Origin of the sequence: Bacteroides ovatus (genome assembly GCF_001314995.1) — a bacterium.
Classification (GTDB): domain Bacteria; phylum Bacteroidota; class Bacteroidia; order Bacteroidales; family Bacteroidaceae; genus Bacteroides; species Bacteroides ovatus.
Window position 1 is genome coordinate 4,745,193 of the sequence record NZ_CP012938.1, and the last position, 25,840, is coordinate 4,771,032.

Annotated in this window: 13 protein-coding genes; all 13 read left to right on the plus strand. The window is 41.6% G+C overall.

Annotated elements, in window-relative coordinates:
- Positions 1–15 precede the first annotated feature (15 nt).
- The 13 genes from Bovatus_RS18100 to Bovatus_RS18160 all read left to right on the plus strand — a co-directional run bounded on the left by Bovatus_RS18100 (position 16) and on the right by Bovatus_RS18160 (position 25,830).
- Complete coding sequence (locus tag Bovatus_RS18100) at positions 16–939, plus strand: amidohydrolase family protein (protein ID WP_004299638.1); 924 nt, start codon at positions 16–18, stop codon at positions 937–939.
- A 38-nt stretch (positions 940–977) separates the two neighbouring features.
- A complete protein-coding gene (fucP, locus tag Bovatus_RS18105; RefSeq protein WP_004305136.1) occupies positions 978–2,270 on the plus strand; it encodes an L-fucose:H+ symporter permease in 1,293 nt (430 codons plus the stop codon).
- Between the two features lie 25 nt (positions 2,271–2,295).
- Positions 2,296–3,312 (plus strand): zinc-binding alcohol dehydrogenase family protein, encoded by a 1,017-nt coding sequence (locus Bovatus_RS18110; RefSeq protein ID WP_004299646.1) that lies wholly within the window; start codon positions 2,296–2,298, stop codon positions 3,310–3,312.
- Positions 3,313–3,607: 295 nt separating this feature from the next.
- Entirely contained in the window at positions 3,608–5,206 is a 1,599-nt protein-coding gene (locus tag Bovatus_RS18115; RefSeq protein ID WP_009039778.1) for a glycoside hydrolase family 43 protein, read from the plus strand.
- A 96-nt stretch (positions 5,207–5,302) separates the two neighbouring features.
- Entirely contained in the window at positions 5,303–7,888 is a 2,586-nt protein-coding gene (gene xyl3A / locus Bovatus_RS18120) for a xylan 1,4-beta-xylosidase (protein ID WP_004299652.1), read from the plus strand.
- 432 nt (positions 7,889–8,320) lie between these two features.
- Positions 8,321–10,048 (plus strand): glycoside hydrolase family 43 protein, encoded by a 1,728-nt coding sequence (locus Bovatus_RS18125; RefSeq protein WP_004299656.1) that lies wholly within the window; start codon positions 8,321–8,323, stop codon positions 10,046–10,048.
- A 25-nt stretch (positions 10,049–10,073) separates the two neighbouring features.
- Positions 10,074–12,518, plus strand: a complete 2,445-nt coding sequence (locus Bovatus_RS18130; protein WP_004299658.1) for a glycoside hydrolase family 31 protein — start codon at positions 10,074–10,076, stop codon at positions 12,516–12,518.
- Between the two features lie 20 nt (positions 12,519–12,538).
- On the plus strand, positions 12,539–14,515 hold the full coding sequence (locus Bovatus_RS18135; protein ID WP_052587976.1) for a glycoside hydrolase family 97 protein: 1,977 nt from the start codon (positions 12,539–12,541) through the stop codon (positions 14,513–14,515).
- A 19-nt stretch (positions 14,516–14,534) separates the two neighbouring features.
- Positions 14,535–15,866 carry a glycoside hydrolase family 43 protein gene (locus tag Bovatus_RS18140; RefSeq protein ID WP_004299662.1) on the plus strand — a complete coding sequence of 444 codons (1,332 nt, stop codon included), beginning with the start codon at positions 14,535–14,537 and terminating at the stop codon, positions 15,864–15,866.
- Positions 15,867–16,082: 216 nt separating this feature from the next.
- Positions 16,083–17,816, plus strand: a complete 1,734-nt coding sequence (locus Bovatus_RS18145) for a glycoside hydrolase family 43 protein (RefSeq protein ID WP_052587978.1) — start codon at positions 16,083–16,085, stop codon at positions 17,814–17,816.
- Positions 17,817–17,937: 121 nt separating this feature from the next.
- The gene (locus Bovatus_RS18150) at positions 17,938–21,090 is read left to right on the plus strand and encodes a SusC/RagA family TonB-linked outer membrane protein (RefSeq protein WP_004299664.1); all 3,153 of its coding nucleotides are present in this window, start codon (positions 17,938–17,940) and stop codon (positions 21,088–21,090) included.
- 16 nt (positions 21,091–21,106) lie between these two features.
- On the plus strand, positions 21,107–22,978 hold the full coding sequence (locus Bovatus_RS18155; protein ID WP_004299665.1) for a RagB/SusD family nutrient uptake outer membrane protein: 1,872 nt from the start codon (positions 21,107–21,109) through the stop codon (positions 22,976–22,978).
- A 32-nt stretch (positions 22,979–23,010) separates the two neighbouring features.
- Complete coding sequence (locus Bovatus_RS18160; protein ID WP_004299666.1) at positions 23,011–25,830, plus strand: SusC/RagA family TonB-linked outer membrane protein; 2,820 nt, start codon at positions 23,011–23,013, stop codon at positions 25,828–25,830.
- Positions 25,831–25,840 lie beyond the last annotated feature (10 nt).

The window sequence follows — 25,840 nt, forward strand, 5'->3', positions numbered from 1 at the left end:
AACAGCGTCATTCGTATGGACTATACAATTATTGATGCGCACGCCCATCTGTGGTTACGGCAGGATACTGTTGTGGACGGATTGCCTATCCGGACTTTGGAAAATGGCCGTTCGGAATTTATGGGAGAAATCCGGCAAATGGTTCCGCCCTTTATGATAGACGGAGTGAATAGCGCGGAAGTTTTTCTTTCGAATATGGACTATGCGCAAGTGGCTGCGGCTGTTATTACCCAAGAGTTTATTGACGGTATTCAGAATGATTATTTGTCGGAAGTCGTTTCCCATTATCCCAACCGTTTCTTTGTTTGCGGAATGTGTGAGTTCCGTAAACCTGGATTTTTGGAGCAGGCGAAAGAGCTTATAGCCAAAGGTTTTAAGGCTATAAAAATACCTGCCCAACGCTTGTTGTTAAAAGAGGGACGGGTAATGCTGAATAATGAGGAAATGATGCAGATGTTTCATTCTATGGAAGAACGGAATGTCATGCTCTCCATCGACTTGGCTGACGGAGCAACACAGGTTCCCGAAATGGAAGAGATTATTCAGGAATGTCCCCGCCTAAAAATAGCTGTCGGACACTTCGGAATGGTGACACGTCCGGACTGGAAAGAACAAATCCGCCTGGCACGTCATCCCAATGTGATGATTGAATCTGGAGGAATCACCTGGCTTTTCAATGATGAATTTTATCCTTTCAAAGGAGCAGTGAAAGCCATTCGGGAAGCGGCGGATTTAGTTGGCATGGAGAAACTGATGTGGGGATCGGACTATCCGCGCACCATTACAGCAATCACCTACAAGATGTCATACGATTTTGTGGTGAAGTCTTCCGAGTTGACGGAAGAGGACAAAAGACTCTTTTTGGGAGAAAATGCCCGGAACTTCTATGGATTCACGGATCTCCCCGTACTTCCTTACATCAAGAACATGTCCGAATGATAGAGAAAACATCCTTATCGTAAAACTAGATTTATACCATGAAAAAGAATACATATACAATACCTTTAGCGTTGGTTTTCTGCCTTTTCTTTCTGTGGGCGATAAGCAGCAATCTGCTTCCCACAATGATCCGGCAATTGATGAAGACATGTGAACTGAATACCTTTGAAGCCTCCTTTACCGAGACTGCCTACTGGTTGGCTTATTTTATTTTCCCCATCCCCATAGCGATGTTTATGAAACGTTACAGCTATAAGGCGGGAATTATTTTCGGACTGGTATTAGCAGCAATCGGAGGCCTGCTTTTCTTTCCTGCCGCCATTTTAAAAGAATATTGGGCTTACCTCTGTATCTTCTTTATTATCGCTACGGGAATGTGCTTTCTGGAGACGGCTGCCAATCCGTATGTGACGGTTTTAGGAGCCCCCGAAACAGCTCCCCGCCGATTGAACCTAGCGCAGTCTTTCAATGGACTCGGAGCTTTTATCGCTGCCATGTTTTTGAGTAAGCTCATCCTTAGCGGAACTCATTACACGCGAGAGACCCTTCCTGTAGATTATCCGGGAGGCTGGCAGGCCTATATCCAATTGGAAACGGATGCCATGAAACTCCCTTATCTGATATTGGCTATACTGTTGATTGCCATAGCTGTTGTCTTCATCTTTTCAAAATTGCCGAAGATTGGGGACGAAGGAGAAACGGCTTCTTCCGATAAAATGACTTCTTCGGGTAAAACGAAAGAGGGTAGCCAGAAAGAAAAACTGATAGACTTCGGTGTATTGAAGCACTCACACTTGCGGTGGGGAGTGATTGCGCAATTCTTCTATAACGGCGGACAGACGGCGATAAACAGTCTGTTCCTGGTTTACTGTTGCACTTATGCCGGATTGCCGGAAGATACAGCGACTACCTTCTTCGGATTGTATATGCTTGCATTTCTTTTGGGGCGTTGGATCGGTACCGGATTGATGGTGAAATTCCGTCCACAGGATATGCTACTGGTTTACGCCTTGATGAATATTCTTTTGTGCGGGGCAGTGATGATATGGGGAGGTATGATCGGGTTATACGCAATGTTGGCTATCTCTTTTTTTATGTCTATAATGTATCCCACGCAGTTCTCATTGGCGCTAAAAGGACTGGGGAATCAGACAAAGAGCGGTTCGGCATTTCTGGTAATGGCTATTGTCGGCAATGCCTGCCTGCCACAGTTGACGGCTTATTTCATGCATGCCAATGAGCATATCTATTATATGGCCTATTGTGTACCGATGATTTGTTTTGTCTTCTGTGCATATTACGGCTGGAAAGGTTATAAAGTAATCGATTAATAAATTTATTTATCAAACATATCCAATGAAAGCAGTTCAAATTGTCAATCCCTCCGAAATGAAGGTGGTTGAACTGGAAAAACCGACCGTTGGTGTCGGTGAAGTATTAGTAAGAATCAAGTATGTGGGTTTCTGTGGCTCCGACCTGAATACCTTTTTAGGACGTAACCCAATGGTGAAGTTACCGGTAATCCCGGGACATGAGGTAGGAGCAGTGATTGAGGAAATCGGTCCGAATGTTCCGGCCGGCTTTGAAAAAGGGATGAACGTGACATTGAATCCATATACCAATTGTGGTAAATGTGCTTCCTGTCGTAATGGTCGTGTCAATGCCTGTGAGCATAATGAAACGTTAGGAGTGCAACGCAATGGAGTGATGTGCGAATATGCAGTTTTACCTTGGACGAAGATTATTCCGGCTGGTAATATCTCTCCTCGCGATTGTGCGTTGATTGAGCCGATGAGTGTCGGATTCCATGCGGTATCTCGTGCGCAGGTGATCGATAATGAATATGTGATGGTTATTGGCTGCGGTATGATTGGTATCGGTGCCATTGTACGTGCTGCTTTGAGAGGGGCAACGGTCATTGCTGTCGACTTGGATGACGAGAAACTGGAACTGGCGAAAAAGGTAGGTGCTTCTTATGTGATTAACTCCAAGACAGAAAATGTACACGAACGGATGCAACAGATAACAGAGGGCTTCGGTGCCGATGTGGTGATTGAAGCTGTCGGCAGTCCGGTCACTTATGTGATGGCGGTGGATGAAGTCGGTTTTACAGGGCGTGTGGTTTGCATCGGTTATGCCAAGAGCGAAGTAGCTTTCCAAACAAAATATTTCGTTCAGAAAGAACTGGATATCCGTGGTTCCAGAAATGCGTTGCCGGCAGATTTCTGTGCGGTTATTAATTATATGAAAGAAGGCAACTGTCCGGTAGAAGAACTGATTTCGAAGATTGCCAAACCGGAAGGAGCTTTGGAAGCTATGCAGGAATGGACGGCTAATCCGGGAAAGGTGTTCCGCATACTGGTTGAGTTCTGATAAGTTCTTGTAATAAGAATAGTTGTTGATACCTGTTGTTCGGGTATGTAATAAGTGAGAGGAGGCTGAATACAGTCTCCTCTCTTTGGGAGATAGGGTGATGTAACATGAGTAAATATAGATGTAACATCCTTTATCCGATATGTAGCATCACAAAGAAATCATGTAGCATACTTTGGGCAATATATCTGTTTGCATTTTCTATTTTTGTGATGTGGAAGATAACAAGGAACATTTTAAATAATTAGCTTTCAAATAATAGATAATGTAGCCAGTTAATAAAAAAACGATGATTATGCTGAAAACAAAAATCAACACTATTTTACTGTGTACTCTTTTTACATTGTTCTTCCCGCTATCAGCCGGAGCACAATACCGTAATCCTATTCTTTATGCTGACGTGCCCGATATGTCAGTATGTCGCGCAGGTGATTACTTTTACATGGTTTCCACTACTATGCACCTGATGCCGGGGGCGCCAATCATGCGTTCGCCGGACATGAAACATTGGGAAACTATCAGCTACGTATTTCCTCGCATTGACGATGGTCCCCGTTATGATCTGCTCGAAGGCACTGCTTACGGGCAAGGACAATGGGCATCATCTATCCGCTATCATGACGGTAAATTCTATGTATGGTTTACAGCCAATGGTGCGCCCGGACGTGGGTTTGTCTATACTGCGACAGATCCGGCCGGTCCCTGGAAACTTCTTTCGCGTCCCCCGCATTTCCATGACGGTTCGCTTCTGTTTGATGATGACGGGCGGGTGTATCTCTTTCACAGTACGGGACAGCTTACGGAGTTGAAACCCGATTTGACCGATGTACTTCCCGGTGGCATCAATCAGCAAATATTTGAACGGGATGCTGACGAACAAGGTCTGTTGGAAGGTAGTTCCGTCATCAAGCATAATGGGAAATATTACTTGCTGATGATTTCTATGGATTGGAGTATTCCCGGCCGTCTGCGTCGTGAAGTATGCTATCGTGCCGATAAGATTACCGGACCTTACGAAAAACGTGTCATTCTTGAAACGGAGTTTGACGGGCATGGCGGTGTTGGTCAGGGATGCATCGTAGACGGGAAAAACGGTGAATGGTACGGGCTCATTTTTCAGGATCGTGGTGGCGTAGGGCGTGTGCCGTGTCTCATGCCTTGTACATGGACGGAAGATGGTTGGCCTATGCTGGGAGACAAGGACGGGCACATTCCGAATGATACCACTTTATCGTATATGTCAATGGATGGTATCTGCGGTTCGGATGATTTTTCCGCTTCCGGGCTTTCCCTCTATTGGCAGTGGAATCATAACCCCGTCGATCAGGCATGGAGTCTTACCGACCGTCCCGGATTTCTGCGTTTGAAAACCTCCCGTGTGGTAGATAACCTGTTTGTTGCTCCCAATACGTTGACTCAACGTATGGTAGGACCGAAATGCATGGGCACTGTCAGTCTCTCTCTGGGGGGTATGAAAGATGGTGACCGTGCAGGATTATCGGCTTTTAATGGTGACAGCGGTGTGCTTACGATTGAAAAGAACGGAAATAAACTGTCTCTTGTGATGAGTGAACAGAAAAGTGTATTTGAGAAAACGAAGCGTGCCATTAGCCGTGTGGATATGACCGAACAAGCCCGTATACCTCTTAACAAAGAGCTTGTCTACTTGCGTGTGGAAGGTGACTTTACCAATGGACGGGATGAGGCTCGTTTTTCTTATAGTCTTGATGGGAAAGCATGGATACCTGTCGGTCTGCCTATTAAGATGAAATTTGACTACACCCGTATGTTCATGGGCAGTAAGTTTGCTATATTTAACTATGCTACACGTTCCGTGGGCGGTTATGTAGATGTGGACTCCTTTGATTATTCGTTCTGTGATGCGTCAATGTAACAAACAAATATGTATTTGTAACCAATGAAACATTGTTTTATTAGAAAATAGGCTATTTTTGTTTCCAAATTAATCATAACTAATAAGTATAATATTATGAAAAGAGGTTGGATACCGATTATGGGTGTTTGTTTGGTGTTATCGTTTTCGGCATGTAAGCAATTGCTGCCTTACCAGGACACTTCTTTAGCGGCGGAACAACGGACGGAGGATTTGTTGCCTCGGTTGACTTTGGAAGAAAAAGTATCATTAATGCAAAATGCATCACCTGCTATCCCTCGACTGGGAATTAAAGAATATGAGTGGTGGAATGAGGCGTTGCACGGTGTGGGACGTGCCGGATTGGCTACTGTTTTTCCCCAGTCTATCGGTATGGGAGCTTCTTTTAATGATTCATTATTATATGAAGTGTTCAATGCCACTTCCGATGAGGCTCGCGTAAAATCGCGTATTTTCGGTGACAGCGGCGTGCTGAAACGCTATCAGGGATTAACATTCTGGACACCGAATGTCAATATATTCCGTGACCCTCGTTGGGGACGCGGTCAGGAAACATACGGTGAAGACCCTTATCTGACAGGACAAATGGGAATGGCTGTAGTCCGTGGCTTGCAAGGACCGGAAGATGCCAGGTATGATAAGCTGCACGCATGTGCCAAGCACTTTGCCGTTCATTCAGGTCCGGAGTGGAACCGGCATAGTTTTGATGCGGAGAATATAGATCCCCGGGATTTATGGGAAACCTATCTGCCTGCTTTTAAAGATTTGGTACAGAAAGCGCATGTAAAGGAAGTGATGTGTGCCTACAATCGTTTTGAGGGAGAGCCTTGTTGTGGCAGCAATCGCCTGTTGATGCAAATATTGCGGGATGAATGGGGATACGAAGGCATTGTAGTCTCTGACTGTGGAGCGATTTCTGATTTCTATAGACCGGGAACGCATGGGACTCACCCGGACAAGGAACACGCTTCGGCTGGTGCTGTGCGGGCAGGCACAGACCTTGAATGTGGAAGTGAATATGCTTCACTGGCGGATGCTGTAAAAGCCGGTTTGATTGACGAAAAAGAAATTGATATTTCATTGAAACGTTTGTTGACGGCACGTTTTGAACTGGGAGAAATGGACGAACAATCGGCTTGGTCGGAAATTCCAACCTCTGTGTTGAATAGTAAGGAACATCAGGCATTGGCTTTGCGTATGGCCCGTGAATCATTGGTGCTCTTGCAGAATAAAAACAACATCTTGCCTCTGAATACCCATCTGAAAGTAGCTGTTATGGGACCTAATGCCAATGACTCCGTGATGCAGTGGGGAAATTATAACGGTATTCCGGCACATACGGTTACCTTATTGGAAGCTGTCCGTGCCAAACTACCGGAAGGACAAATCATATACGAACCGGGTTGTGACCGTGTGGATGGAAAGACACTCCAAAGCCTGTTTGATGAATGTAGCATAAATGGTAAACCCGGTTTCTTGGCAGAATATTGGAATAATCGTGATCGTGAAGGGGAAGTGGTTGCTACCGATCAGATTTCCACACCATTCCATTTTGCGACAACAGGGGCTACTACGTTTGCGCCTGGTGTGGAAATTACTAATTTCTCGGCTCGTTATGAATCTGTCTTTCGTCCTTCGCAGTCGGGTGATGTTGCTTTCCGTTTTCAATTGGACGGTGAAGTGACTTTTATTATAAATGGTGAGCAAGTGGCTCGGAAAATATATGTTAAGAATCCGACGAACCTCTATACGTTACAGGCGAAAGCTGGAAAAGAGTATCATATCGAGATTTTATTCAAACAACGGAATGAAAGGGCTACACTTGATTTTGATTTGGGCAAAGAGGTCGGGATCGACTTGAACCTCACAGTGAAGAGAGTAATGGATGCTGATGTGATTCTTTTTGCTGGTGGAATTTCTCCAAGTCTGGAAGGTGAGGAAATGCCGGTAGAAGTTCCCGGATTTAAGGGTGGTGACCGTACGGATATTGAACTTCCGGACGTTCAACGTGATTTGTTGAAAGCTTTGAAGAAGGCTGGTAAAAAGGTTGTCTTTATCAATTATTCCGGTTCAGCTATCGGACTAGTGCCCGAAACGACTACTTGTGAAGCGATTCTGCAGGCATGGTATCCGGGACAGGCGGGTGGTACAGCTATCGTTGATGCTCTTTGGGGAGAGTATAATCCCGGTGGACGCCTGCCGGTCACTTTCTATAAGGATGTGAATCAATTGCCGGACTTTGAAGACTATTCCATGAAGGGGCGTACCTATCGATATATGCAACAGCAACCACTTTTCCCATTCGGTCACGGGTTGAGTTATACTGACTTTACTTATGGAGAAGCTAAATTGAGCAAGAATACAATCGCCAAAGGTGAAAATGTAGTATTGACTATTCCGGTAAGTAATGTCGGACAACGTGATGGAGAAGAGGTGGTTCAGGTTTATTTGAGACGTCCGGGTGATAAGGAAGGTCCCCGTTATACCTTGCGTGCTTTCAAACGCGTTCATATTCCGGCAGGGAAAACTGAATCAGTAGCTATTCCTCTTACCGGTGAGAACTTTGAATGGTTTGATGTAGAGTCGAATACGATGTGTCCGTTGGAAGGTACTTATGAATTACTGTATGGAGGAACTTCTGATAGAAATAAGTTGAAAACGATTGTAATGAACGTACAGTAATACCTCTTTGGAATTTTGTTTATTTTTACAGATAGACAATCCGGATTTATTTATTGAATGAATAAAGAAAGAACGACCTTGTTCCTTTAAAAGGAACGGGTCGTTTCTTTTAAACCAAGCCCCCGTTTCTTTTAAACCAACGGGGGCTTTCTTTTAAAGGAAAATGAATATTTGCTAATGCTTGATATTCAGTCTTTTACATGATGGGGGATAAAAGTGTTGAAATAATAGGTAATGTAGTCATTTATCTTACCATTTTTCTGTTTTGGGGCTTTTTGTTACATCAGAAAAGAATCATGTTACATGTCTGTGATAAATGTAACCTGTATATAGATGCCTGTATCATGATTGTACATATATGATAAAACCGAATCGATACATTTGCAAACACTACTATGGAACAGGAAATTATAGAAAATAAAAAGTGATAATATGAGAACATTAAAATTGATTTTGTCGGGCTGGCAATCCGTGGGGCTTGTCGTATTTATTATGTTGTTTTTTAATATGGAGGTGAGTGGCAAGGGTAAAATAACGAAAAATGCTCCTGTCTTTACGCAATTTATTTATCAGGGGGAGGATGCTATTTATCAAAACAATCCTTTAAAGCCGGGTGAGTTCTATAATCCTATTTTGCAGGGTTGCTATCCCGATCCGAGTATAACGCGGAAAGGTAATGATTATTATTTGGTGTGCTCATCTTTTGCTATGTTTCCCGGGGTACCTATTTTCCATTCTAATGATTTGGTCAACTGGAAACAAATCGGTCATGTGCTGGACAGAACGTCACAATTAAAGGTTGAAGATTGCGGTATTAGTGCAGGTGTATATGCTCCTGCTATAAGATATAATCCCAATAATGATACGTTTTATATGATAACCACTCAATTTTCCGGTGGCTTTGGAAATATGGTGGTAAAGACAAAGAATCCGGAGAATGGCTGGAGTGATCCGATCAAACTTCAATTTGAAGGCATTGATCCTTCTCTTTTCTTTGATGATAATGGCAAGGCATACGTGGTACATAATGATGCTCCTGCTAAAGCAAACGAGCGTTACTCGGGACACCGTGTCATAAAAATATGGGATTATGATGTGGAGAATGATAAAGTGGTTCCGGGAACGGACCGGATCATCGTAAACGGTGGCGTCAATATAGAAGAAAAACCGATATGGATTGAAGCTCCTCATATCTATAAGAAAGATGGACGTTATTATTTAATGTGTGCGGAAGGAGGAACCGGAGGCTGGCATAGCGAAGTCATTTTTGTAAGTGATCATCCGAAAGGACCTTATCTTCCGGCAAATAATAATCCTATTTTAACTCAACGTTATTTTCCTGCAAACCGGGCGGATAAAGTAGACTGGGCTGGTCATGCAGACTTAGTGGAGGGACCCGACGGAAAATATTATGGTGTATTTTTAGGAATACGCCCCAATGAGAAGAACAGAGTGAATACCGGACGCGAAACTTTTATTCTTCCGGTGGACTGGAGCGGAACATTTCCCGTTTTCGAGAATGGGCTTATCCCTATGAAACCTACATTGAAGATGCCTTCGGGAGTAGAGAACCAAACAGGAAAAAACGGTTATTTGCCTAGTGGCAACTTTGTCTTTAAGGATGATTTCTCCGATAAGACATTAGACTTTAGATGGATTGGTCTTAGAGGTCCTCGTGAAGAATTCGTTGATATGACCGATAAAGGATTGCGGATCGTCCCTTTTACCTCAAATATCAATGAAGTGAAACCTACTTCTACCTTGTTCTACCGTCAGCAGCATAATCAATTTACAGCGGCAGCAACCATGGAGTACAAACCGAAAAATGAGAAAGATTTTGCCGGTATAACATGTTATCAGAATGAAAGATATCACTATGTTTTCGGTATCACTAAAAAGGGAAAAGACTATTACCTGATACTGCAAAGAACCGAAAAAGGACAAGCGAGTGTCCTGGGTGAGGTGAAGATAGAAACAGAGAAACCTGTGACACTGCAAGTAACAGCCAATGGAGATGATTATCGTTTTAATTATTCGATTGATGGCAAGGGTTTCATAAATTTAGGAGGAACCGTTTCCGGTGATATTCTTTCTACTAATGAGGCTGGTGGCTTTACAGGAGCAATGATTGGGCTGTATGCAACATCTGTTGGTTATTAATTAGAAACCTTATCATTCTATAATTATGAAAATACATCATCTATTTTGGGGTATATGTTTATGCTTCAGCACAAATATCTTATTCGCACAGAACTATCAGAAAACATCGTCCGGTATCAAAACCACTGTAAATGCAGTGGATATAGAAGTACAATTCTTTGCGCCTGCTGTGGCGAGAGTAATAAAGTCACCGGAAGGTGTTGCCTATGAAAAACAGAGTCTTTCTGTAATTGCCAAACCTGAAAAGGTGAGTTTCAAAGCTGATATACAAGATAATAAGATTGTATTGAATACCAGTGAACTAAGTGTCAGTGTGGACACCGGGACGGGAATTGTTTCTTATTTCTCAAAGGATGGCAAATCATTATTGGCAGAGAAATCCGGTATGCAGTTTATCGATTTCGATGATGCCGGGACAAAAACTTATCAGGTTTATCAACCTTTTATATTAGATAAGGAGGAAGCTATTTATGGTTTGGGACAATTGCAAAATGGAAAGATGATTCAGCGGAACATGACCAAAAATCTGATACAGGGAAATGTTGAAGATGTGTCGCCATTCTTCCAGTCCACCAAAGGATATGGTGTGTTTTGGGATAACTATTCGCCGACTCTTTTTACGGACAACGAAGTTGAAACATCTTTTCGTTCTGAAGTAGGTGATTGTGTAGACTATTATTTCATGTATGGGAAGGATGCCGATGGTGTAATAGCACAAGTACGCAGCTTGACCGGGCAAGCACCGATGTTTCCTTTATGGACTTATGGTTACTGGCAAAGTAAAGAAAGATATAAAAGCCAGGAGGAAGTGGTAGACGTTGTTCGTAAATATCGTGAATTGGGTATTCCTTTGGATGGCATTATTCAGGATTGGCAATATTGGGGGCATAACTATTTGTGGAATGCGATGGATTTTCAGAATCCGACTTTCAATAATCCTCAAAAGATGATGGAGGATGTCCATGCGATGAACGCACACATGGCTATATCTATCTGGTCGTCATTCGGACCGATGACCAAACCTTATAGAGAATTGGACAAAAAAGGTATGTTGTTTAATTTCACTACCTGGCCGCAATCGGGGTTGGAGTCATGGCCCCCCAATATGGAATATCCTTCCGGTGTAAGAGTGTATGATGCTTACAATCCCGAAGCGCGTGACATTTATTGGAAATATCTGAATGATGGAATTTTTAAGTTGGGAATGGATGCCTGGTGGATGGATTCTACCGAACCCGATCATTTGGATTGGAAGCCGGAGGATATGGATACCAAAACCTATCTGGGCTCGTTCCGTAGGGTGCGCAATGCTTATCCGTTGATGACTGTCGGAGGGGTTTACGACCATCAGCGTGCAGTGACTTCGGACAAACGGGTGTTTATTTTAACCCGTTCGGGATTCTTGGGGCAGCAACGTTATGGTGCAAATGTATGGAGTGGTGATGTCGCTTCCACATGGGAGAGTTTTAGAAATCAGATTCCTGCCGGATTAAACTTTTCTTTGTGTGGTATGCCTCACTGGAATAGTGATATTGGTGGCTTTTTTGCAGGACATTATAATAAAAGCTGGAATGATGATAGTGCTTCAAAAAATCCATTGTATCAGGAGCTTTATGTGCGTTGGTTGCAGTTTGGGACGTTCAATCCGATGATGCGTTCGCACGGGACGGATGTTTATAGGGAAATCTATAAGTTCGGAAAGAAGGGCGAACCTGTATATGATGCTATCGAGAAGATGATAGGTTTACGTTACTCTCTGTTGCCTTATATTTATTCTACTTCTTGGGAGGTGAGCAATCGTCAATCGAGTTTTATGCGCGCTTTGATGATGGATTTTGTAGATGACAGAAAGGTGTGGGATATCAATGACGAATATATGTTTGGAAAATCGATCCTTGTGGCTCCGATTGCTCATGCACAATATACACCGGAAGCTGTGGTAAAAGTCTCCGAAGAAGAAGGATGGAACAGAGATGGAGCGAAAAAAACAAAAACTGACGCTGCTGTGGATTTCATGGAAACGAAATCTACTAACATATACTTACCGGCAGGAACGCTATGGTATGACTTCTGGACGAACGAGAAACATGAAGGCGGAAAGGAAATTACCAAAGAGACTACACTGGATGTTATTCCATTGTATGTAAAAGCGGGTAGTATTATTCCTGTCGGTCCACAAGTTCAGTATGCAACTGAAAAACCGTGGGATCATCTTGAATTGAAGGTGTATGCGGGTGCGAATGGAAACTTCATTTTATATGAAGATGAATTTGATAATTACAATTATGAAAAAGGAGCTTATACGGAAATTCCAATCTCTTGGAATAATGCATCTCGTAAATTGACGATAGGGGCAAGAAAAGGTGCGTATGAGGGAATGTTGAAGAACCGTAAGTTTACTGTAACTCTTCAGGATGGGACTCAAAAAAACATCGATTATAATGGGAAAGCGATTTCTGTAAAGTTTTGATTGTAATAGAAAGTGTGATTATGTCAGTAGAAAAGAATCTAAAAAGTAGAAATATGATGAAGTTTTTTATAGTGATGGCTATGCTATTGGGTAGTAGCGTTGCAAGTGCAGAAAATAAACAGATAACAAGTCCTGATGGAAAGTTGGTAGTAACAGTCGCAGATATGGATGGAAGACCTTCTTATTCTGTTAGTTATGACAATGTTCTTTTTTTGAAGCCATCTCCATTGGGGATTATTGCAAATATTGGAGATTTTTCATCGGGGATGTCGCTGGAAAAGAATGTTTCAACCAATAAAATAGATGAAACATACGAGTTGGCTTCTATTAAAAAGAGCAAGGTACATTATGTGGCAAATGAAGCTGTATTTTCGTTTACACAACAAGGGAAAACAATTTATGATGTTATATTCCGCATAAGTAATAACGATGTTGCTTTTAAATATAAGATGTATCCGCAAGGTGAGACACTAAGTTGCGTGGTAAAGCAAGAAGTCACAGGATTTGTATTTCCTGACGGAACCACCACTTTCCTTTGTCCGCAAAGTAAACCGATGGGGGGATTTGCCCGTACTTCTCCAAGTTATGAGACGTCTTATACGGCAGATGATGTCGCAGGGAAAAATGGCTGGGGAGAAGGATACACATTTCCCTGTTTATTCCGTAATGGAGATAATGGTTGGACACTTGTTTCCGAAACGGGAGTAAATGGTGGATATTGTGCGAGCCGTTTGTTGGGACACAAAGAAGGGGTGTATACCATTGGATTTCCGCAAGAAGGTGAAGCAAATGGGAATGGTACGGTTTCTCCGGGGATAGCGTTGCCGGGCGAGACGCCTTGGCGTACTATTACTGTGGGCAAGACTTTGGCTCCAATAGTGGAGACAACCGTTCCTTTTGATGTTGTAAAACCGCTTTATCAGGCAAAAGGAGAGTATACGTATGGCAGGGGTTCATGGAGCTGGATTATCGGTATGGATGGAAGTACTAATTATAAAGAGCAACTCCGGTATATTGATTTCTCGGCAGCAATGGGCTATCAGTCCGTGTTGGTGGATGCTTTGTGGGATAAGCAAATAGGACGTGATAAAATTGAAGAATTGGTTAAATATGGGAAGGACAAAGGGGTGGCTCTTTATTTGTGGTATAATTCGAATGGGTATTGGAATGATGCTCCGCAAACTCCGAGAGGTATTATGGATAATGCGATAGCCAGACGTAAGGAGATGAAATGGATGCAAAGCATTGGTATCCGTGGAATAAAAGTTGACTTTTTCGGAGGTGACAAGCAAATGACTATGCAGTTGTATGAGGATATCTTGTCAGATGCAAACGAGTACGGTCTTTTAGTTATTTTCCATGGATGTACTTTGCCTCGTGGCTGGGAACGTATGTATCCTAACTTCGCATCGAGTGAGGCTGTATTGGCTAGTGAAAATCTTCATTTCTCTCAAGGCAGCTGTGATAATGAGGCTTTTAATGCCACCCTGCATCCGTTTATCCGTAACACTGTGGGTAGCATGGATTTTGGAGGTAGTGCATTGAACAAATATTATAATGCGGATAATGCTCCACGGGGAAGCCGGCGGGTGACATCAGATGTCTACGCACTGGCTACGGCGGTTCTATTTCAGAGTCCGGTACAGCATTTTGCTCTGGCACCGAATAACCTGACCGATGCTCCGTCGTGGGCAATTGATTTTATGAAAGAGGTTCCAACGACTTGGGATGAGGTACGTTTCATTGACGGTTATCCTGGTAAATACGTTATTCTTGCCCGTCGTCATGGAGACAAATGGTATATTGCCGGAGTAAATGCGCAGAAGGAAACACTGAAACTTAAAGTTAATTTGCCGATGTTCTCCAATGGAGAAAAGGTGAGACTATTTAGTGATGATAAGGTATTGCAGGGTGGTGTGAAACAAATAGAAATAGGGAAGAAACAAGAATTACAATTGGCTATTCCTTGCAATGGTGGAGTATTAATAACCAAATAACCATTTTAAATAAAAGAATATGAGAAACTTTAAATTTTTAGGCGTGTCGTTTTTGTTGGCAATCACTGCCGCTACTTCAGGAACTGCACAAAATCCTATTATACAAACAAAATATACTGCCGATCCGGCTCCGATGGTATATAACGATACCGTTTTCCTTTATACAACCCATGATGAGGATGATGCCGAAGGATTCAAAATGTTGGACTGGTTGCTTTATACCTCCACTGATATGGTGAATTGGACCGATCACGGAGCGGTCGCTTCTCTGAAGAGTTTTGATTGGGTGAAACGTGATAATGGTGCCTGGGCAGAACAGGTCATCGAACGTAATGGCAAGTTTTACATGTATTGCCCGATTCACGGTAATGGTATTGGCGTATTGGTATCCGACTCTCCTTACGGTCCTTTTAAAGACCCTTTGAATAAACCATTAGTTTGGCAAAAAGAGCATTGGGATGATATTGACCCTACCGTATTTATTGATGATGACGGACAAGCGTATATGTATTGGGGCAATCCGAATGTTTATTATGTGAAACTGAATGAAGATATGATTTCATATTCGGGGGAAATAGTCAAATTGGCTGATAAACCGGAACATTATCAGGAAGGTCCGTGGGTATATAAACGTAACGGTCATTATTATATGGCTTTTGCTTCTACTTGTTGTCCGGAAGGGATTGGCTATGCTATGAGCGACAAAGCTACCGGACCATGGAGTACAAAAGGATATATTATGCGTCCAACGGAAAGAACCAGAGGAAATCATCCCGGAATTATTGATTATAAAGGCAGTTCTTATGTGTTCGGCCTAAATTATGATTTGCTTCATCTGGAGACTTTCGACCATAAAGAACGTCGTTCGGTATCTGTTGCAAAAATGCATTATAATCCGGATGGAACTATTCAGGAAGTTCCTTATTGGCAGGAGACGAAACTGGAACAGATTGAAAACTTTAATCCTTACCGTAGAGTGGAAGCTGAAACGATGGCTTGGGGATATGGTCTTAAAGCTGAAAATCATAAGAATGGTGGTTTGTATATAACCGATATTGATGATAATGAATATCTGTGTGTGCGTGGTGTCGACTTTGGCAAGAAGGGAGCAAAGAAATTCAGTGTAAGCGCAGCTTGTGTTGAAAAAGGCGGAATGATAGAAATTCGTCTGGATAGCATTGAAGGTCCGGTAATAGGTAGTGTCAGTATATCACCGACAGGAGGACTGGATATATATAAACAGATGTCATGTCGGATAAAGAATGCAAAGGGTGTACATGATCTTTATTTCTACTTTAAAGGAGAGAAAGGAAACAAACTTTTCAATCTGGATTATTGGGAATTTGAATAGCTTTTATTCAAAAAAAATAAGATTGTAATGTGTTTATAATCAGTGTAATTGTTTGGGTGTGCTACAAGGGAAAAGATAGATGTAACATTGAAAATGAAGATGTTATTTAGGAAAAGAAGCCCGTAACATAATTATGTTTGTAGTTTTATGAACTGGCATATCTTTGCAGAAAAGATCAGTAATTCATATTTGATTATAAAGAAAATAAGAAGTATTATGAAGAATACACAGGTAATACAATTAATGTCAATCGTCTGGCTCTCCATATTTATGTTGGGGATAACAATGATATCATGTAACTCAAAGAAAGAACAACAATTACCGGCTATTGGAAAATCTGTGGCTCTCTTTGATTATTTTTCTTATAAGGGAAATGATGATTTTTATATTTCCAATCCTCTGTCAGGTGAAGACTATTTCTATAATCCTATTTTGCCGGGATGGTATTCTGATCCTAGTGTTTGTACAAATGGAGAAGGTGATTATTTCCTAGTAACATCTACATTCACTTATTTCCCCGGTATTCCTATTTTTCACAGCAAAGACTTGGTGAATTGGAAACAGATAGGGCATGTGTTGAACCGTGCTTCGCAATTAGTGAATATGGAAGGACAGAAAGTGAGTGGCGGTATTTTTGCTCCGGCTATTTCTTATAATCCGTATAACAAGACATATTATATGGTAACAACCAATGTCGGAGCCGGAAATTTCTTTGTTAAGACGCAAGACCCGTTTGGTGAATGGTCGGAACCCGTCATGTTGCCGGAGGTCGGAGGTATTGATCCTTCTTTCTTTTTTGATGAAGATGGTAAGGCATATATTGTTAATAATGATGAGGCTCCGGATAATAAACCTGAATATAGCGGACACCGTACTATACGCATACAAGAGTTTGATGTGAAAACAGATAAGACGATCGGTCCCCGTAAAGTTCTTGTAAACAAAGGAGCCCAACCGGCAGACAAGCCAATTTGGATAGAAGGTCCTCATTTATATAAGATAAATGGAAAGTACTTCTTGATGTCCGCCGAAGGTGGAACGGGAAACTGGCATTCGGAAGTGATTTTCCGTGGTGATTCTCCGATGGGTAAGTTTCTTCCATGGAAAAACAATCCGATTCTGACGCAAAGACATTTGAATTCTGACCGTCCTAATTCGGTAACCTGTGCTGGTCATGCAGACTTGATTCAAGCAAAAGAGGGAGATTGGTGGGCTGTTTTTCTGGCTTGTCGCCCTATTAATAATCAGTTTGAGAATTTGGGACGTGAAACATTTATGATGCCGGTGAAATGGAGTGAAGACGGATTCCCGTACATGACACAAGGCGATGATTTAGTACCTATGATTGTAAAACGTGAAGGTGCGAAACGCGATACGACAGTTACTTATGGTAATTTCGAGTTAATAGAGAACTTTGATTCTCCTGTACTTGATATGCCATGGATGACTTTAAGAGCTTCTGCTTCCGATTTATATTCATTGACGGAAACACCCGGATATTTGACCTTGAAGTGTGCAGATATTAGCGCTACGGAAAAGAAAACTCCGGCATTTGTCTGTCGTCGGTTACAACATCATAAATTTGAATGTGCTACCCGTATGTTGTTCAATCCTTCTAACGATAAGGAAACAGCCGGAATGCTGTTGTTTAAAAATGAGACGCATCAATATTTCTTCTGCTTGAATAAAGTGGGTGAGAATAAAAATATTTCTCTGAAACAAATCGGTGAAAAGGAGCAGACATTGGCTTCAGATGAAATAGACGCAGATACAAATGAGGTATATTTGAAATTAGTATCTCAAGGAATTGGTTACGATTTCTATTATTCTATTGATGGTGAAAAAAGCTGGAAACTGCTTTGTAAAGATGTAGATCCTAGTTATCTCTCTACTACAACGGCTGGTGGATTTACCGGTACTACAATTGGATTATACGCTACTTGCAAATAATTATTTTTTTTATATAAATCTAATACTAGTAACTATGAGTGATATTTATAATGATAGCTAATGCAATTAAAAAAAAGAATGATGATTAGAAAACAATGTAGTTAATTAACATCTTAAACTAATGGTAATGAAAAATGTAACGAAGAAAATTCAAAAAATTCCTTACCTGTTTCTCCTTATGTTGTTTAGTTTTGTAACAGCATCAGCACAGAAAGGGATAACGGTGAGGGGAACGGTTCTTGACAGTAATGGTGAGACAATCATTGGAGCCTCGGTAACTTTAAAAGGTAATAATTCAGTAGGTACGATCTCAGATATAGATGGCAATTTTGTGTTGACTGTGCCCAGTGAGAAGTCCGTCCTTATTGTTTCGTATGTAGGAATGAAACCACAGGAAGTGAAAGTATCTTCCAAAGGGATGATAAAAGTGACGTTGGAAGATGATACCAAACAACTGGAAGAAGTAGTAGTTGTAGGTTACGGACAACAGAAGAAAGCGTCAGTGGTAGGTGCTATCACGCAGACAAGTGGCAAGACACTGGAACGTGCCGGTGGTGTAACTAGTCTTGGTTCAGCATTGACAGGGTCTTTGCCGGGAGTTATTACTTCTGCTTCTTCTGGTATGCCTGGTGCAGAAGATCCTCAGATTATCATTCGTACACAGAGCTCGTGGAATAATAGTGAACCTTTAATATTGGTGGATGGTATTGAACGTGAGATGAGTTCGGTAGATATCTCGTCTGTAGAGAATATTTCAGTGCTAAAAGACGCCTCTGCTACGGCTGTTTATGGTGTGAAGGGTGCCAATGGTGTAATTCTTATAACTACCAAACGTGGTAAGGAAGGAAAAGCTAGTGTGCAAATCAAAGCTAATGTAACAGCAAAGGTGGCATCCAAACTACCGGAGAAGTATGATGCATACGATACTTTTTATCTGTTGAATAACTCTATTGAACGCGAGGCTTGTCTTAATCCTAATGGCTGGAATGACTATACTCCGACTTCCATTATTGATAAGTATCGTCATCCTGCCAATGCGGAAGAATGGGATCGTTATCCTAATACTGATTGGGAAAAAGCACTGTTTAATAGTACAGCCATGTCTTACAATACCAGTGTCAATGTTTCCGGAGGTACAAAAATTGTCAGTTATTTTGCAGCGGCTGATTTTGTAAGTGAGGGTGACTTGTTTAAAGTATATGATAACCGTCGTGGCTATGATTATGGTTTTGGCTATAATCGTATTAATGTGCGTAGTAATTTGGATTTCCAATTGACTAAAACTACAAAGTTTTCTACCAATCTATTTGGATCGAATGCTCAGCGTACCGTACCATGGGACTATAATGACCAAGATGCAACTTTTTGGGCAGCAGCCTATAAAAGTGCTCCTGATGCCATGCGTCCGATTTATTCTAACGGTATGTGGGGATGGTATCAACCTCGTGATGCCGATGTGCCTAACTCCGTATACAAACTGGCTGTAGCAGGGTCGGAGAAACGTACGACTACAAAGATGACTTCAGATTTTATCCTTGAGCAAGATTTGCATATGCTTACCAAAGGGCTGAAATTCAAAGCTAATTTCTCAATGGACTATACATTCGTTGAAAATAAGCGTGGTGTCAATGATATGTATCATAATTCTCAGCGTATGTGGGTTAGACCTGATACTGGAGAAATTATTTTGGAACAACCGGAGCTTGGTACCGGTTTGGATGCTATTATCAATCCTATCTATTGGGAACATCAGGCTGGTAGCGTGAATACTGGTGCTACTTATCGTAAGCTTTATTATTCCATGCAAATGGATTATACACGAAATTTCGGTAAACATGAAGTGACTGCTCTTGCTCTTTTCAGTCGTTTGAAAGAAGCGTCGGGCAGTGTGTTCCCTATTTATCGTGAAGATTGGGTGTTTCGTTTAACTTATAATTATGCTATGCGCTACTTCTTTGAAACTAATGGTGCCTATAATGGTTCTGAGAAGTTCGGTCCTGATTACCGTTTTGCTTTTTTCCCTTCTTTTTCATTAGGATGGATGATTAGCGAGGAAAAAATTGTTAAGAACAATCTGAAATTTCTCGATATGTTGAAGTTACGAGCTTCTTGGGGTAGAGTGGGAGATGATGCGGTGGTTCAGCCTTGGCAAAGATTTACAGATGGTCGTTTCTTATATAAAAATCAGTTGGATTATGGAGGTAATACACTGATGGGTAATATTAAGCCTGCTAATACTCCTTATACTTACTACACAATCAGTCGACTGGGGAATCCTAATATCTCATGGGAAACTGTAGAAAAGAGAAATTTAGGTATTGATTATGCTTTTTTAGGAGGGGCGGTTGCCGGTTCGGTGGATATATTCAATGACACTCGTACTGATATTTTGGTGAAGGGAAGCGATAGAGCGATAGCTTCTTATTTTGGAACTGATGCTCCTTATGCTAATCTCGGTAAAGTGAGCAGTCATGGTTATGAGTTGGAGTTGAGATTGAACCATACTTTTAATAATGGTATTCGTGCTTGGCTCAATACTAGCATGACTCATGCTGTCAACAAAGTAAAATTCCGTGATGATGCACCTTTGAAACCTGATTACCAGAAAGGGGCGGGACACGCCATTAATCAGGTATATTCTTATATTGATCATGGTAATCTTGCTACATGGGATGACGTGATTGGAAGTCCGGTTTGGACAACGGGTAATGATGCAAAACTCCCTGGGGATTATAACATTGTCGATTTTAATGGCGACGGTGTAATTGATGCTGATGACCGTGCTCCCTATCAGTATTCTACGATGCCTCAGAATACTTACAATGCTTCAATTGGAGCTGAATGGAAGGGATTTAGCATTTTTGCACAGTTCTATGGAGTAAACAATGTGACTCGTGAAGTCAATTTCCCGACGTTCCGTAGCACTGCCCATGTAGCTTATGCTGAAGGTGATTATTGGACTCCCGATGGGAGTGCTACTCTGCCCGCACCGCGTTGGGGGACCACTATTGATCAAGCAGCATCAGGCACTAGATATTGGTACGATGGTTCTTATTTGCGTTTGAAAAACGTTGAATTGTCCTATACTTTCCAAAAATCAAACTGGTTGAAGAAGATGGGGATCAAAAACTGCCGTATATATCTGAACGGTGATAATCTTTATATGTGGACTAAAATGCCGGATGATCGCGAATCTAATACCGGATATAGTTCTTCTGATGGTGCTTATCCGACAATGCGCCGTTTCAATCTTGGTATCGACATTACTTTATAAATACTAAGTAAAGACTATGAATAAGTATATTAATAAAATATTCCTTACGTCGGTCATCACTTTGGCCGGTATGTTGGGAGCTACTTCTTGTACTGACTATTTGGACAAATCTCCATATAGTGACATTGAAGAAAATGATCCATATAAGAATTTCAAGAATTTCCAGGGATTTACCGAGGAACTCTATAACTGTATACCTGTTGTATCAAACAGTGAGTATCATACTAGTTTTAATTTTGGTGAGGAAGATTATTGGGAGCCACAGGAGCTTCGCCTCTTTGCCCGTAATATTGACTATGGTGATTTCTGGGGATGGACTACCTGTTATTATTCTTATCCTTCTTCTATACGTGGTGGAAAGGCTAATTCACAGGAACGCAGTGATAAGGGTAATTTGTGGAAACTTTGCTGGTATGGTATCCGTAAGGCTAACATTGGTATAGCTAATCTTGGTAATTTGGTAAGTGCTACAGAAGAAGAACGTAATCTTATTGAAGGACAACTTTATTTTTTCCGTGGATGGTTTCATTTTATGTTGATGGAATGGTGGGGTGGAATGCCTTATGTTGACCAAGTATTACCGCCGGATGTTGCTCCTGCATTATCCAGACTTACCTGGCAAGAGTGTGCTGAAAAATGTGTGGCTGATTTTGACCATGCTATTCCTTTGCTTCCCGTTGACTGGGACCAAACCACAGCTGGTAGAGCTACTCTTGGTTTGAATGATACTCGTATTAATAAAATTATGGCTTTGGCCTATAAAGGGAAGACATTGCTTTGGGCGGGTAGTCCGCTAATGAACTGGGCTTCCGGAGGTGACAAAGAGTATGATGCGGGACGTTGTAAGCGTGCAGCTGAAGCTTTTGGCGAAGCTTTGAAGATTGTTGAGGATACTAAACGCTATGAATTAGCAGATATGGAAAATTATAACGACCTGTTTGTCGTATACAATTCCGGCGGTAAGCTTAACGGGGTGAAAGAAGCTATCTTCCGCGAAAATTTAGTGCAGTATGATGGTCGTTGGAACTATAACATGAATACGGATTTTCGTCCGCGTTCTCATATCAATGCTGGTATTAAATGTTATCCGACTGCTAATTATGTAAATTATTTTGGTATGGCTAATGGCTATCCGATCAAAGATATGACAAAAGCCGATGCAGAATCAGGATATGATCCTAAGTATCCTTGGAAAAATCGTGATCCGCGTTTTTATAAAGACATCATATTTGACGGTGAATGGTGTGGAGAAACTGGAAACGGACAATATTGCCAGTTGTATACGAATGGAGCGGACAGTGAAGAGAAAGATCCACAGAAAGGGTGTTTTACAGGTTATATGAATAGTAAGCTCTGTCTAAAAATAGTGAATAATGCTAACGTCAGAGGTGCTCACTACGCTGTTTTAAGTTTGATGCGTTTAGCGGATGTTTATCTGATGTACTCGGAGGCAACGGCTGTAGGTTATGGCTCTCCGCAAAGTAAAGCTTCTAGCTTCTATATGACGGCTGAGGATGCTATCAATGAGATTCGTGATCGTGCCGGTGTGGCTCACGTACTTGATCGATTTACTGGAAATACGACAGACTTTCTTGGTGAGATTCGCCGCGAGCGTGCCGTAGAACTTGCTTTTGAGGGCTTTCGCTTTATGGATCTCCGTCGTTGGATGCTTCTTGATAAGAGTCCTTATACCTTGAAGACAAAGATTGAGTTTGACCGTGTACCTACCGCAAGCTATAACAAAGAGCATCCGGAGGAGAATGAAATCATGAATTTGAAAGAAGTGGTACTGGTGGAGAGAAAGTATACCGACAGACACTATTGGCTGCCATTACCCAAAGCAGATGTTTACTTGTATGAAGGCTTTGGCCAGAATCCGGGATGGTAATCATGACGTATTAATTAATAATGACGCGAAATATGAATAGAAAGTTTATATATATCGGCTGTACTGTTTTTGCCATGTCATTGCTTAGCATGACAGGTGTGCAGGCACAGGAGGAAAGCAAGGACAGCTTAGTGAATGTGGCTTTCGGCAAAGTTGCTCAGGAAGATTTGACTCATGCCATTTCTACTGTCAACACGTCAGAGCTGACAAAGAAGACTGCTAACAATAATAGCCTTGTGGGCCTTGAAAGTTTTGTCGGTGGTTACAATGGATCATCCCTTTGGGGACAAGGACCGTTGGTACTGGTAGACGGTGTGCCTCGTAGTGCATCAAGTGTAAAGGCTTCGGAAGTGGAAAGTATATCTATGCTGAAAGATGCGGCAGCTGTGGTACTCTATGGTAGCCGTGCCGCGAAAGGAGTAATTCTTATCACTACCAAGCGAGGCAAAGATTCACCCATGCATATCGATGTTCGTGCCAATGTAGGGGTGAATGTCCCGAAGGCTTATCCTAAGTACTTGGATGCAGATTGTTATATGACCATGTACAATGAAGCTTGTCGTAATGACGGTATAGCAGAAAGGTATGATGCCGGTACTATTTATAACACAGCAATGGGTACTAATCCTTATCGTTATCCGGACATAGACTTTTATAGTTCAGATTATTTAAGAAAGTTCTATACTAATTCTGATGTTACGGGTGAAGTGTATGGAGGTAATGAAAAGACTCATTATTACTTGAACTTCGGTATGAATTATGCTAATAGCCTGTTGAAATACGGTGAGTCAAAGAAAGCTTATGATATGAGTTTTAATGTACGTGGTAATGTGGATATGGCACTGGCTTCATGGCTTAAAGCAACTACTAATGCTGCTATTATCTTTGACAATAGTTATCAAGGCCGTGGTGACTTTTGGGGAGCGGCTTCTACATTGCGCCCCAACTGGTTTGCACCATTATTACCCATTGATATGATGGATCCTAATGTTGCATATATACAGGAATATATAACTAACAGCAATCATCTTATAGACGGTAAGTATCTGTTAGGAGGTACTTCGGCAGACACGACAAACCCGTTTTCCGAATTGCTTGCTGCTGGATATACGAAGGAAAAAGCACGTAGATTTATGTTTGATGTGGCGGTGATGGCGGATCTTGGAGGCTTGTTAAAGGGTTTATCTTTCAAAACTGCTTATAGCGTAGATTACACTTCTTATTATTCAGAAGCTTATGCTGAAAAGTATGCTATTTATGAGCCTAAATGGTCTAATGTGAATGGTAAGGATATGATTATCGGACTTACCAAATTCAATGATGATACAAAATCAACTAACGAATATGTAGGTAAATCGACTTACGACCAGACCATGACTTTCAGTGCACAGTTTGATTATAACCGTACATTTAAGACATTCCATAATGTATCTGCGACCTTGTTGGGATGGGGATATCAGACACAAAGTTCAGCTGATGAAGGTCATGAGAGTAGTGATTATCATCGTACCAGCAACGTAAATCTGGGATTGCGTGCTTCTTATAATTACGATCATAAATATTATGCAGACTTTAGTGGTGCTTTGGTACATTCAGCCAAGCTGCCGGAAGGAAATCGCAACGCTTTTTCTCCATCGGTCACTTTGGGATGGAGACTTAGTAAAGAGAAGTTTATGGAAAGTGTAGGCTTTGTGGACGATCTGAAGATTACGGCTTCTTATGCCAAGTTGCATCAGGATCTTGATATTTCTGATTACTATATGTATAAGGGCTATTTTTCTGACAAAGGCGGTTGGTTTCAATGGTATGATGGAACGGTGGGTGGTAATACGACCGGTTCAAAACGAGGTGACAATCCGAATCTTGACTTTATCACTCGTGAGGAAGTTCGTGCAGGTATAGACGCCACTTTATTCAATAGACTGTTGAGAATTAATGCGAACTATTTTACTCAGAAGACTAGTGGACTTCTTACTCAAGGTGCTTCTACTATTTATCCTTCGTTTTTCGATTTAGGTACAGATCTTTCATTTTTACCTTGGATCAATTATAATGAAGACAAACGTACTGGTTTTGATTTTTCACTAAGTGCAAATAAAAAGATAGGTGATTTCGACGTGACTCTCGGGTTTAATGGAATGGTATTTTCTTCAAAAGCTTCTATTCGTGATGAAGTGGCGAATGAGTCTTATTTGTTGCGCCAGGGGCGTGCACTTGATGCAACTTATGGATATGTTTGCGAAGGTTTCTTTCAAGATCAGGCTGATATCGAGAAACATGCCAAGCAGACATTCGGCACAGTTCGTCCCGGTGACCTGAAGTATAAGGATATCAATGGTGATGGTGTAATCAATAGTGATGATCAGATTGATCTGGGTGCAGGCGGGTGGTCTACATCACCATTTACTTTTGGTTTGAATTTGACATTGAAATACAAGAACTTTACTCTTTTTGCAATGGGATCGGGACAAACCGGTGCGGTGGCTTTTAAAAATAATTCTTATTACTGGAACAGAGGTACGAGCAAGTTCTCAGAAGTCGTTATGGGACGTTGGACTGAAGAAACGAAAGGAACAGCTACTTATCCTCGTCTTTCTACCAGCAATGGTGATAATAACTTCCGTAATTCTACTTTCTGGATGTACAAGAATAATGTTTTCCGTTTGAGTAATGTGCAGCTTACTTATGATTTTCCTACAGATACTTTCAACGGAACTTTCATACGTGGACTTAGCTTGTATTGTGGTGGAAGCAACTTACTTACAATAGCAAAAGAACGTGAGTATATGGAGATGAGTTTGGGGGCTCCCCAATACCGGAATTTCTATCTAGGCTTTAAGGCCGCATTCTAAATCTAACTAA

What these genes read in the sequence shown, in the direction of transcription:
- Bovatus_RS18100 (WP_004299638.1), top strand. Translation starts at nt 16, where the DNA reads ATGGACTATACAATTATTGATGCGCACGCCCATCTGTGGTTACGGCAG.
- Bovatus_RS18125 (WP_004299656.1), top strand. Translation starts at nt 8,321, where the DNA reads ATGAGAACATTAAAATTGATTTTGTCGGGCTGGCAATCCGTGGGGCTT.
- Bovatus_RS18140 (WP_004299662.1), top strand. Translation starts at nt 14,535, where the DNA reads ATGAGAAACTTTAAATTTTTAGGCGTGTCGTTTTTGTTGGCAATCACT.
- Bovatus_RS18135 (WP_052587976.1), top strand. Translation starts at nt 12,539, where the DNA reads ATGTCAGTAGAAAAGAATCTAAAAAGTAGAAATATGATGAAGTTTTTT.
- xyl3A (WP_004299652.1), top strand. Translation starts at nt 5,303, where the DNA reads ATGAAAAGAGGTTGGATACCGATTATGGGTGTTTGTTTGGTGTTATCG.
- fucP (WP_004305136.1), top strand. Translation starts at nt 978, where the DNA reads ATGAAAAAGAATACATATACAATACCTTTAGCGTTGGTTTTCTGCCTT.
- Bovatus_RS18115 (WP_009039778.1), top strand. Translation starts at nt 3,608, where the DNA reads ATGCTGAAAACAAAAATCAACACTATTTTACTGTGTACTCTTTTTACA.
- Bovatus_RS18110 (WP_004299646.1), top strand. Translation starts at nt 2,296, where the DNA reads ATGAAAGCAGTTCAAATTGTCAATCCCTCCGAAATGAAGGTGGTTGAA.
- Bovatus_RS18155 (WP_004299665.1), top strand. Translation starts at nt 21,107, where the DNA reads ATGAATAAGTATATTAATAAAATATTCCTTACGTCGGTCATCACTTTG.
- Bovatus_RS18130 (WP_004299658.1), top strand. Translation starts at nt 10,074, where the DNA reads ATGAAAATACATCATCTATTTTGGGGTATATGTTTATGCTTCAGCACA.
- Bovatus_RS18150 (WP_004299664.1), top strand. Translation starts at nt 17,938, where the DNA reads ATGGTAATGAAAAATGTAACGAAGAAAATTCAAAAAATTCCTTACCTG.
- Bovatus_RS18145 (WP_052587978.1), top strand. Translation starts at nt 16,083, where the DNA reads ATGAAGAATACACAGGTAATACAATTAATGTCAATCGTCTGGCTCTCC.
- Bovatus_RS18160 (WP_004299666.1), top strand. Translation starts at nt 23,011, where the DNA reads ATGAATAGAAAGTTTATATATATCGGCTGTACTGTTTTTGCCATGTCA.